Source organism: Dawidia soli, assembly GCF_018598185.1.
Classification (GTDB): Bacteria; Bacteroidota; Bacteroidia; order Cytophagales; family Cyclobacteriaceae; genus Ohtaekwangia; species Ohtaekwangia soli.
This window is the reverse complement of record NZ_JAHESC010000030.1, coordinates 83,977-93,525: the sequence shown is the minus strand read 5'-3', so window position 1 is coordinate 93,525 and position 9,549 is coordinate 83,977. Positions and strand designations below refer to the sequence as shown.

8 protein-coding genes and 1 tRNA gene are annotated in these 9,549 nt (G+C 45.5%); 1 reads left to right on the top strand and 8 read right to left on the bottom strand.

Features of this window, described 5'->3' with window-relative positions; all coding sequences use genetic code 11:
- Positions 1 to 813 precede the first annotated feature (813 nt).
- From KK078_RS19575 to KK078_RS19555, 5 genes are all read right to left on the bottom strand, one after another.
- Positions 814 to 1,278: a nucleotidyl transferase AbiEii/AbiGii toxin family protein gene (locus KK078_RS19575; RefSeq protein WP_254092000.1), complete on the bottom strand. Its 465-nt coding sequence runs from the start codon at positions 1,276 to 1,278 to the stop codon at positions 814 to 816.
- Positions 1,253 to 1,642 (bottom strand): hypothetical protein, encoded by a 390-nt coding sequence (locus KK078_RS19570; protein ID WP_254091999.1) that lies wholly within the window; start codon positions 1,640 to 1,642, stop codon positions 1,253 to 1,255. Before KK078_RS19570 ends, KK078_RS19575 begins: the two co-directional genes overlap by 26 nt.
- A gap of 148 nt (positions 1,643 to 1,790) precedes the next feature.
- A complete protein-coding gene (locus tag KK078_RS19565; RefSeq protein ID WP_254091998.1) occupies positions 1,791 to 3,959 on the bottom strand; it encodes a DEAD/DEAH box helicase in 2,169 nt (722 codons plus the stop codon).
- Positions 3,960 to 4,064: 105 nt separating this feature from the next.
- A complete protein-coding gene (locus tag KK078_RS19560; RefSeq protein ID WP_254091997.1) occupies positions 4,065 to 4,775 on the bottom strand; it encodes a TOTE conflict system archaeo-eukaryotic primase domain-containing protein in 711 nt (236 codons plus the stop codon).
- 640 nt (positions 4,776 to 5,415) lie between these two features.
- Positions 5,416 to 6,324, bottom strand: a complete 909-nt coding sequence (locus KK078_RS19555; RefSeq protein ID WP_254091996.1) for a hypothetical protein — start codon at positions 6,322 to 6,324, stop codon at positions 5,416 to 5,418.
- Between the two features lie 493 nt (positions 6,325 to 6,817).
- On the opposite strand from KK078_RS19555, the gene KK078_RS19550 reads away from it, so the two are divergent.
- A complete protein-coding gene (locus KK078_RS19550) occupies positions 6,818 to 7,261 on the top strand; it encodes a hypothetical protein (RefSeq protein ID WP_254091995.1) in 444 nt (147 codons plus the stop codon).
- Between the two features lie 235 nt (positions 7,262 to 7,496).
- Here the strand turns inward: KK078_RS19550 and KK078_RS19545 are convergent.
- The 3 genes from KK078_RS19545 to KK078_RS19535 form a co-directional block, all read right to left on the bottom strand.
- Positions 7,497 to 7,584, bottom strand: a tRNA-Ser gene (locus KK078_RS19545).
- A 50-nt stretch (positions 7,585 to 7,634) separates the two neighbouring features.
- Entirely contained in the window at positions 7,635 to 8,696 is a 1,062-nt protein-coding gene (locus tag KK078_RS19540) for an asparaginase (RefSeq protein ID WP_254091994.1), read from the bottom strand.
- 50 nt (positions 8,697 to 8,746) lie between these two features.
- Positions 8,747 to 9,520 carry a TatD family hydrolase gene (locus KK078_RS19535; RefSeq protein WP_254091993.1) on the bottom strand — a complete coding sequence of 258 codons (774 nt, stop codon included), beginning with the start codon at positions 9,518 to 9,520 and terminating at the stop codon, positions 8,747 to 8,749.
- Positions 9,521 to 9,549 lie beyond the last annotated feature (29 nt).

Below are 9,549 nucleotides of genomic sequence, written 5' to 3'. Positions count from 1 at the left end.
CGCGGGGACCCCCGGGGGGGGGCTCCACCCCACGGAAGCCCCCGCCCAACGGCGGGCGGCCATTCATTGGATGGGCGGGGCGGGCCGGTAGAATCTCGAACCTTTTGGTGCGGATTTGAGGTCGTTGCGTCGGGTAATGTCAGAAAAAACGTTACTTAAAGGTATTTAGGCGGATTTTCACTATAGCCCTTGCGTTTCCAAACGGACATCCTTTCAATCAGTTACAGGCTGAAAAGAGTAGCATTTGATCTCATTTGTCTGCACTTATTAAAAAGTGCAAACAAATCAATTAGAAGCATTGAATTGTCATGCCGGATAATAGCTATTATCTAGTTACCTGAAGTAAGATTTAGCCGTTTAAAGTCCTTCCCGGAAATCGAGTATCTGTCCCTTAAATTATAAATCAAGTTCCGGATTGATCCGGTTCGGCGATGCAAAATTTGTTCGAGCTCAATCTCACTCAACAATTGTAAGGTAGCGTTAGTCATACCAAAGTCCGACTCGTAAGGACCTACGCTAATCACTATCTCGACATCTTCCTGTGTCAACGGGTACTTGGTAATAATCTTTGATATTGTGCCGGCAAGTATTTTATCTGCACTTTGAATTTTACGAAGTAAATGCTCTGTTGTCCTGATAGAATGTACATTATCCGCCACTTTTACAGTGCTCGGATACAATTCATGAATTTGTTGTGCTACTTCACGACAAAAATCGGTGTAGTCCTCGGCTCTGATATCATATCGTGGTTCCAGTTTATCAAGGTCGGAAAGTTTAAATCGGCTGCCGTCAAACGAGAACCTATTGAATAGCTCATACAACACTTTGGGAGTGGTTTTGCTCGAAGTCGTAATAATCGCGAAGGGCATCACGCTGGGTTATCACATACATTTTTGACCCACCGAGAACACTGAGGTCAGCCATCGAAATATTGCCAATTAGGGGGATTGGTTTAAAAATTGGTTTCGATAGTGCCGTCTGATAAAACGTTATTCGAACAGGTGGGTCGCTGATGACATAATTCACCTGATGAAAGTCAATACGATTTTCATCCACTTGGTGAAATCTTTTCTTAAGTTCCTCCAGGATTTGTACTTGCGGAATGGCATAGCTTACATGATACCTGGGAATCCACTGGCAAAAATCTAAGTCTTCACTTAGCCGATGATTAATTTGCAACGCGAGGCTCGTGCCGCCAATCAAGTAGTAATCGCTAAGAACTTCTAAGGATGAAAAGGACTCAATGACGCCTCTAGCTGCGGAAGATAATCCTTTCATATTTACGATTGCGTTGCCGCTGCCTGTCCAAATCTTGTAGCGCCAGGCTTACAAATTTTTCAGGGTCACGTTGCTTGAAAATATTACGTGCAATCCAGATATTATTACTATGTCTCCAATCGTCTTGAATTAACACCTTTGACCTCCAAACCCGAACTATCTCAGGCAAACTGTAGAGATTCAAAAGCATCAGCTTCTCTTTTTCCGGAGCATTGACTAATGCTCCTTCAATAATTTCATCGTCCGATACCTGGTGCCATTTGCTTTTCGAAAAGGATTGAAAAGCCCATGGCCCAATACGTTCAACATAGTCAAACTTGTCTACCCTAGGTGATTTTGACGATATGATGTCGTTCAATTCCATTTGAAAACGTCCCAAATTAGCAAAAAAAGAGCATTCTTATACGTTTTGGACTATTTCAAAAGGCAAGTCCAACTGGTATTTGAAACAATTCTGATGCCTAAAAAGCTCCAAATTGGCCAAATTTGACGGAACGGCTTCCTTTCGCGTCTCAGATTAAACGTTCCTCCAACGCATCTCGCCATAAAATGAAGCCTTTTATTGGATCAGAGTAATCGTGAAGAACGCGACTAAAGTTCGATGAAGCATCATCAATAAATGCCTGGCGACCTTTCTGTCTAATTACTCCCAATGCGTCATCGATCTGTTTCAATGCATCTCTAAGGATAGATACACTCTTGTTTACATGCCAGATATAGGCGGCTTCCTCCGTATCTAATGTCTCCCAAATAATATGATACTGTTGCTCGCCTGTCAGAAGAAATACAAACGAAAATGGAAGCAGCACAAAACGTAGCTTCAAGACACTGGCTTCATGCTTTTGTGCCAGATAACGCAATTGATGATAGTGCTTAACGTTTTTATAACTCAAAATTTCGTTCAGCAAATCGTCGGGCGAATTGTACAACGTTTGTGAATCAAGCCTGCTGTTCTGAACTTGTTGAATATCCAAAAGGTTAGGCTGACGAGTCTCCGGATGCCGCTTTAAAATATTCTCCGATAAAAATTGAAAGCGAACGCCTTCTATTATCTCACGATCGATCCTATCAAGATCATCCGACGAGGCATAGTTATAAATAAGTTTTCCATTATCGACGCTGATTTTTATTGTTGCACCGATATTGGCAGATTTAAGTAGTTTGGCAAAATATGGTTTTAGCACTTCAAACTCTGGTCGTATGTGCATATTCGGAATCTCAAATACCAACTCCTTATTAATCTGATCCAACTGATATTTGAACACGACTATCCCAAACTTAAATTCCAACTGCTCGATTGGAACCTGGACTTGGTCATCAATAGAGAATGATTTGTCGGTCGTTGTGACCGGCTCATAAAAATTGAATAAGCGGCCTTCTTTGACAAATCTTTTATAGTACACATTTCTTTTCTGAAATAGCTTTTCGAGGTAGTCAATCTTATAATCACGATAATCGTAAATAACCGGATCAATTGATGATCGTTGCACCCGACCTATGTATTGAATTAATTTACCTTCAAACGAAAATGGGTATACAAGGAAGATGCTGTGCGCATTCGTCAAATCACTACCCTCTCCAAAATATTGCCCGGTTGTGATCAATGCTTGATAATTTCCTTCTTGAAGAATTTTCCATTTAGCATTCCTGCTGGCTTCAGAGTCGTCACCACTTAGCGTAACTGTTTCATAAAATTGCTTAAGATATTGATTGAGAGAACTGATGTGGTCTTTTCTTTCCGTTAAAATAACTACGCGCTTGCCTGCGTTCAACTCTCCGGTGACATCATTAAAGATCAACTTGTTTCTGGCAGAGTCATGAACCAACATACGCGACAGTACCTCAAAATTATCCATCTTCGCGTTAAATGGAACCTCAAAATCTGTGTCTCTAATTGCGATGCGTGTCGTTAAGTGCGTTTCAATATCCTTTTGTTTGATTTCGGCGATAACTTCACCGACATGAGTGAAAATAATCTTTTCATCGTTGTGTTTTCTGAAGGGAGTGGCTGTAAATCCATACAGATAATATGTATTTAGACGCTCAATTGTGCTACGGAATGTTTCCGCTGGTGTGTGGTGACACTCGTCGACTAATATGGTGCCAAACGAGTTAGTCGCATTCTCCTGATCTCCGCGTTCTAGGGCTTTGCGTAAACTTCGAATTAATACTACCGTGATCTGTTTTCCCGGCCTCACTTTACCATTGCTGATTTTTCCGATATCCTTCCTGGGTATTCCAAGAAATGTCTCAATTCTGTCCATCCATTGTTCTGCAAGTTGCTTCCGATGCACAATAATCAGTGCCGGCTGCTGTTTCTCAACGACAATGGACAAGCCTATGATTGTCTTACCAGGCCCGGGCGGCGCCACGATAACACCTAAGTCCTTCCTTTGAGTAGCTTCAATGGCAACCCTTTGATGATCGCGTAGCTGAATGGTCGAAGTAAACGCGGCGCATTCTAATTTTATACGCTCATCCTTGAACTCGTAGGTGAATTCATTTTCCTTACAAAATCGTAGCAGTTTTCCAATGAAGCCTCGGGGCACCGCGAGCGTATTCTCGTGTTCTTCAATCAATTTGAAATAGCGCTGAGTTCCCCATGTATTCTTTCCTATTTTCTTTTTTACAAGAAACTCGCTGTTGGTAAAGCTCAGCTCTTCTTTAAGATACTCAATCAATTTCGAATTGACCGCATTTCGATTAATGGATAGTTTACTGCTTAGCGTAATGAGTAGATTTCCGGATGGAGCCTGAATCCCAGTTTCTCCGACGCTTGCCAGCGATCAGTCCAGTTCGTCTAATACATTAGATCCAATGCGCGTGATTGACTTCAAGAACTTCCATTGATCTGCAATCGGCTTCAATGTATCCACGTCAATGAAACAGCTATTGGAAACTTCCAGTGCTGGTTTATAAAGCGGCAAAGCAATCAAATTACCGAAGCCTTTCTTTGACAGATAGTCTTGATTGGGAAATAGGCGGTCGAAGCTGGATTCTTTATCAAAAACAGAAAACACTCCCGCCAATTCCAATAGTTTGGATATAATGCGTCTACTTTTGTACGCTGGATAATTTACCTCAAAGAACATCCAAACATGACCACCGTTACCCGACCGCGATCGTTCTAAATATGCGGGTATATTCCTGCTATGACAAACTTGAATGAATTTTCGACAATCAGCAACCCATGATTCTTTATCAAAATCGGCTGCTATGAACCAAGATGTGTTATCTTGTAGTAAGGGATAGATTCCAGCTAAATGACCACCTTCAAGATGTTTAATCACCTGGTGGCTATCGTACGGAATATAATCCTTCTCAGTATAATTCTGGAAGGTACCCCCGTGCATTTGATGTAATCTGTACCGGTAGGGATCGAATCGGTAAGCAGGCATATATCCACTCTTCCCACTCTTTTCCCAGCGTACGGCAAAGACGTCGTCGCGGCCTCGGAAAAGAGATTTATATAGATTGATTTGATCAGCTGACCACATACGAAAAATAAAGGGAAGATTGTCCTTTTTTCGCGTTGTTTAAAACTTATAAAGCTCAATACGTACCTGGGGCAGATCATTCCCGGAATAGTGGGATGGGCATCATTGGTTTGAACTGCTCCAAAACTAAGTCCTTGATGCAAAGGCTGATGACAAACAAATGATAATCAACCATTTGTATCGAATGATACCTGGACTGGTTCGATGTCCATTCCTCTACTCGCAAAAAAGCCCGCAAACTGTTAAAGTTTGCGGGGCTTTTTTAAATGCGGGGAGGACCGGCAAAATCTCGAACCTTTTGGTAGAGGATTTGAAGTTGTTGTATCGGGGCGCTAATAGAAAAAAGCCAGTTTAAAGCAGAATTTACGCATTTTTAGTATCGGTGACGGATTTTAAATGCCCTAAATGTCAAGGCGTTAACAGGACTTAAGTCAATCCCGAAAAATCCTTTACGCCTCCCGCTGTTCTGCGTTGGACTGCACTGGATTCCGACACGACCCGATGTCCATTCCTCTAGGCACTAAAAGTCCGCAAATATTGAAATGTGTTATGGTAAGGGAAGACTCGATTTAAGGTCATCTTACCCCCATATTGAAGAATGGCCAGGCGAAGTTCTGCGGATTCACGGTCAGTTACAAATTTACCTGTGCTTAATACAAAATTTATCATATCCGCCTTGCAAGAACGATGCTAGTGTTGAACATCCTGGATTGCCACATAATGGTGTGTGATCTGAACATAGGTTGGTATAGGTAACACTGTTATAGTAATAACCGAAATCCCCTTCACGTTTTGAAATCGCTTCCCGCTGGCAATAGGCCACATGGCAGGTGTTTGCATGATCGGTACAAAAGCGCGAATATCCGATAACGCTTATGGATGCTGTCTCTGCGCAGCCGGAAAAGTCACAAACAGGGGCATGGTCTTCACAATGTCCCGTATATGATCTGCCGATGGACATACAATCGGTTTCCTTAACAGATTTTAGAATAGGGGTTTTCGTACAACCAAGCTGAAAGCAGGTGCGTAAATGTGATTTACAATAGCGACCATATGTATCGGGGGCAAGAACGGCGGTATTCGAACAGCTGGCTGCGAGGCATTTCAAGGTATGATTGCCACAGTAAGGCATGTAAGATTGCTCTTGCAGCACGTATCCTAAATCGCCATATTCTTTTCCTTGTGTTCGCACGCTACAGTAACGAACTAGGCATTTTCCAGAATGGGAGTAGAAGGTGTAGTGATCAAAAGGATTGCGATTGTACTTTGGGGCGGTAAGGCTGGATTTGGCGGCTGCGGCGACGTCTTCCGTCGCCACTCGACTTTTTGCGGATGAGGTGCGCTCTGTAGTGGTTGGCGCATAGTAAGTATGATGCGCGCTCTGTTTGGGCAGCGACCGGGTATGTGGGCGCACGTATGTGCCGTCTTTTCGGTAGTACCCGCGAACCTTTACTTGCGCGTGAATGGGCAAAGCCATTATAGCAAAGAGGGTAAAAATGGCAAATAGTTTGATCCGCATGATTTGTTTAGTATTGACTCGGATTTTCATATTCAGTAAAATGTTTTAAATGCGTGTCAGGTAGTATCTCAACTTTTCGCTGTTCTTGATAGTGAGCGAATCACAATTTTAACCAATTGGCACCTGATCATATTACATAGCCCCCGTCACCTTACTAGAGACTTAAAACACCAGGAGGTATGAGAAACTACACGAATGGTATATTTTTTTAGAGTACTAGATCGGTCTATTTTTGTTATAACTATATTATTGAATCGTGGGTGATGGCGCTAATCTTTTTTCCGAAAATATCCCAATTCTTTCCGGGTAGAATGCAGGACCTCGCCTACAAATTCTTTAAATTTCCTATTGTGCTAATTGAGGATGGGACGGAATCGTCTACGGGGCGGAACCAGGTGAGGAAGGGGTCTATGGACCCGAATATGAAGAAATTGGCGATGAAAGAAGGTAAATTGGAGGTTGCCAAGGCTCTGCAATGAGCGGGACTGAAAAAAGATTACTTTTAAGGATAAACAACCATTCCATGCCGTTAGAAACCTTAGGTTGGATTGAATATAGCCCATACTTAACACAAGAGGAACGAGACGAACATTCATGGTTGGCCTGGATGCGTATTGACGCCGTTATAAGCAGGGTGGATAGAGTGACGGAGATATTTTTTGGGTACTCAAAAAGGATAATAAGAAAAGAATTTGAGATACAATCATTAGCGAAAGACAGAGGTATTCCGATCAACGCGTCCGGTATTGTGAAAACTGAGATTGAGGATATTAGATTGTTAGAACAGAAACACCGTGTTGGATTTTTTGGATATTCCGTCATTTACTATGACGAGATTACGAAGACAACGCTTCCCGTGGAAGCCGGTAGCGACTGGCCGAAATTGTTTTCTCTAATAGAATTATTTAAGGGAATTAAGGGGCTTGAAGACAATCAGATCAGATTGATTGTCTGGTTTGAGTGGTGAGTTTTCGCGATGCCTCGTCGGCTGGCTTCCAGTTTCCAGTTATTGCTTCCTGTCTGTGGAAATCTGCTAATGGCGACGGGAGGGAATCCGTGACAGTATACGCTAGCCATCCATAATTTGACGAAGTTGACCTCACTGCAGAAAAGATAGACTGTATACATGGAGAGTTCGATTCCATTTCCCTATTCACAAAAAAAGCCCGCAAATTATTAGAATCTGCAGGCTTTTTTTAATGCGGAGAGACAGGGATTCGAACCCTGGATACCCTTTGGGGGTATACACACTTTCCAGGCGTGCTCCTTCAACCACTCGGACATCTCTCCTTTTGTTGAACGGGGTGCAAAGAAATCAATAATTCCTGCGTTTTCCAAAGTCAGGCGGTTAATTCTCCCGCCAGGGACAATCCTACCAGCTCCCGTGCCCGGGCAGGCCCGTACTCGCCGATCAATAGCATTAATTTGGTCACCGCGGCCTCCGTGGTCATGTCGGCCCCCCCGATCACGCCGATCTGCTGCAGCTTTTTGCTGGTTTCGTAGCGGCCCTGGAGTACCCGGCCACCCGGACATTGCGAAATATTGACAATGATGACGCCGTTCTCGATGGCCCGCTTGAGCTCCTCCGTCAGCCAGGGCAGCGTCGGGGCGTTGCCGGCGCCGTAGGTCTCCATGACCACAGCTTTCAGACCGGGTATGCTCAGGATGGCGTGTACGATCTCCTGGCTGATGCCGGGAAATAGCTTCAGGATCGAAATATTCGTCTCGAACGACTTGCGCAACGTTAGCGTTGACGGCGATGCCACGGTCATAGCCGCGAAGTTGTAATCGATCTTTACGCCGGCTTTGGCCAGCGGCGGGTAGTTGCCCGAGTTGAACGCATCGAACTGCATGCTTTCTACCTTCTTCGAGCGGTTGCCGCGCAGCAGCACGTAGTCAAAATAAATACACACTTCGTTTACCAACGGCAACCCGTCGCGACGGGCAGAAGCTATATCCAGCGAGGTAATGAGATTTTCGCGGGCGTCAGACCGCGGCTCCATAATAGGCAGCTGAGCACCAGTAAAGATCACGGGCTTGTGCAGACCTTCGAGCATAAAGCTCAGCGCCGAAGCCGTAAAGGCCATCGTGTCCGTACCGTGCAGCACCACAAAGCCGTCGTGCGCGTCGTAGTTGTCTTTAATGATCTCGCCGATCGCCTGCCAGTGGCCCGGGTCGATGTTGGACGAGTCGATCGGTATCTCAAAGGAGATGACGGTGATCTCGAGCGACAGGTTCTTGAGCGTGGGCAGGTGCTCGAGAATGGAAGCAAAATCAAAGGGGATGAGCACGCCGTCCTTATCATACGTCATGCCGAACGTACCCCCGGTATAGATGATCAATATCCGGGAGCGCGCCTTCTCCGGCAAGGCAGCGTCAATGCTTATCTTTCTTAAATTCATGTTGGCGGTGGTATATGCTGGTTGTTTGGGTTGTTTGCGTCAGGCGTCCGTCAGGACGGGTGGAAGAGCTTCAGTGCGTTGGCCGTCGTGGCCGCCTGGATCTGCTCTACCGGTATCTTCATGATCTCGGACATGCGATGCGCCACCAGCGGGATATACGATGGCTCGTTGCGCTTGCCCCGGTAAGGTACAGGCGCCAGGTAAGGACAATCGGTCTCCAGCACCAGGTGCTCCAGCCCGACAGTGGGCAGCACGGCATCGAGGCCGCCGTTCTTATACGTAGCTACGCCGCCGATGCCCAGCAGGAATCCCAGTTTGGTGACCCGCTCGGCCTGCGCCGCGTTGCCTGAAAAGCAGTGGAATATCCCCGTCAGCTTGCCGTCGGCAAGTCCCTCTACGAGGGCGATTGTCTCGTCGACACTTTCACGGCAGTGGATGACGATGGGCAGGTTGTATTTTTTGGCCCAGTTCACCTGGATGGTAAAGGCCTCCTTTTGCTGCTCCCAGAAGGTCTTGTCCCAATACAGGTCGGTGCCGATCTCTCCCACGGCCACAAACTTGCGCTTGGCCAGCCACTCCTCCACGATGTAAAGCTCACGTTCAAAATCCTTCTTTACATAACAGGGATGAAGCCCCATCATGGAAAGACAGCGGCCTGCCGAGCGGCTTTCCAGCTCGAGCATATCGTCTATGGAAGTGTGGTCGATGTTGGGCATGTATACCCGACCGATCCGGGCCTCTTCGCAGCGCGCCAGTACGTCGGCGCGATCCGGGTGGAAGGCTTTGGCATAGAGGTGTGCGTGGGTATCTATATAATAATCCATGATATGCTGCGGGTGGAAAATGCGGAACG

Coding starts and splice junctions, on each gene's coding strand:
- KK078_RS19575 (WP_254092000.1), bottom strand. CDS start 1,278: ATGAAAGGATTATCTTCCGCAGCTAGAGGCGTCATTGAGTCCTTTTCA.
- KK078_RS19540 (WP_254091994.1), bottom strand. CDS start 8,696: ATGAATTTAAGAAAGATAAGCATTGACGCTGCCTTGCCGGAGAAGGCG.
- KK078_RS19570 (WP_254091999.1), bottom strand. CDS start 1,642: ATGGAATTGAACGACATCATATCGTCAAAATCACCTAGGGTAGACAAG.
- KK078_RS19560 (WP_254091997.1), bottom strand. CDS start 4,775: ATGTGGTCAGCTGATCAAATCAATCTATATAAATCTCTTTTCCGAGGC.
- KK078_RS19550 (WP_254091995.1), top strand. CDS start 6,818: ATGCCGTTAGAAACCTTAGGTTGGATTGAATATAGCCCATACTTAACA.
- KK078_RS19535 (WP_254091993.1), bottom strand. CDS start 9,520: ATGGATTATTATATAGATACCCACGCACACCTCTATGCCAAAGCCTTC.
- KK078_RS19555 (WP_254091996.1), bottom strand. CDS start 6,324: ATGAAAATCCGAGTCAATACTAAACAAATCATGCGGATCAAACTATTT.